This is a genomic window from Flavisolibacter ginsengiterrae DSM 18136 (assembly GCF_059568575.1).
This window is the reverse complement of the sequence record NZ_JCANTR010000062.1, coordinates 1-1,376: the sequence shown is the minus strand read 5'-3', so window position 1 is coordinate 1,376 and position 1,376 is coordinate 1. Positions and strand designations below refer to the sequence as shown.

Here is a 1,376-nt window from a genome sequence, read left to right as displayed (position 1 = left end):
GCCTCAGACGCAGATGGATCAATAGTGACCTATGCATGGACAAAGGTTACAGGCACCGGGGGAACCATTTCTTCACCAGGTACCCCTTCTACCTCTGTTACTGGTCTCACTGCAGGCTCTTATACCTTTAGATTAACAGTAACTGATAATAGCGGCGCTACTACTTCAGATGATGTGATTGTGACTGTCAACCAACAGCCTACACCTGTTTTTTCTGTAAAAATAGAAGCTGAAAGCTTTACTAATACTACTGCAGCGGTCACCAAAACTGCTACCTCGGACGTTGGTGGTGGTCAACAGGTTGGAGGTTTAGACAATGGCGATGTATTAAATTATACAGTGGATGTCCCATATTCAGGAACCTATACAGCTAATTTCAGGGTGGGAGCCACAAAGGGTGGAAGTAAACTGTTACTATTAAACAATGCAGGCACCCTGCTGGCAACGATCAATGTTCCCAACACAGGGAGCGCCTGGCAAACAGTAAGCGTAAGCATCAATCTTACAGCCGGAAGCCAGCAAACCTTTAAGGTCCAGGTCAACAAATCCTCAGGTAACCCGATTTTCAATTGGTGGGAACTAAACCTTACAAGTCTTAGTGCTGCCCGCGCATCAACAAATACCAGGGGCGAAGTAACCGAATCAACCATTCCGGGCAAATTGCAGGTTTATCCCAGTCCTGCCCGGGACCAACTGATAGTTGAACTAAATCATCCTTATGCTGGAAGTATGAATGTCCAGGTGCTGAATTTTGCAGGAGCTGTTCAAAAAGAGTACAGTTTTGCAAGAACTTCAGGAACCAGCAGGCATGTGATTTCCCTTTCAATGCTGCCAAAAGGGGAATATATCCTGGCAGTTATAATTAATGGTACCAGGGAATCAAGGAAATTTATAAAACTCTAAAAACAATAAATACCAGGGACGCAAGAAGCGACCCTGGTATTTATTGTATATTCTACTATTCAGACTACATCAATCCGACAATTTTTGCATGCCCTCGAAAAGGCATCATTTTTGAGAAATCTAATATGTAGAATACATTATTGTTAGGAACAACTGGTGACGAAGTTTTGACGTATGTATTTACAGATAGCCCTATAATCCTTGTGAATTCCACCTTCCAATCCTGAAATGATCACCATTTACCTTGATAATTTATTAATTATTAAGAATTAGCAAGCGTTTATAATCTATTTATAATTCCAAGACCCTAATCACATGCCCCTAATTATGACAAAATTTACACGACGTTTAATTCTATTGATGAGCTGTTTTGTGGCTATTGCTCTACAATCTGCAAGTGCACAAAGTGTTTTAGATCCTAACGACCCGGTGATCACATACGATTCCACCAGGCCTCCTGTTCAACCACCCGA

Annotated in this window: 1 protein-coding gene; it reads left to right on the top strand. The window is 41.9% G+C overall.

All coding sequences use genetic code 11. The features are described from left to right. Positions 1 to 903, top strand: a 903-nt coding sequence (locus BP74_RS21625; protein WP_496377648.1) for a PKD domain-containing protein, incomplete at its 5' end; no start/stop codon positions are given. Between the last annotated feature and the right edge of the window lie 473 nt (positions 904 to 1,376).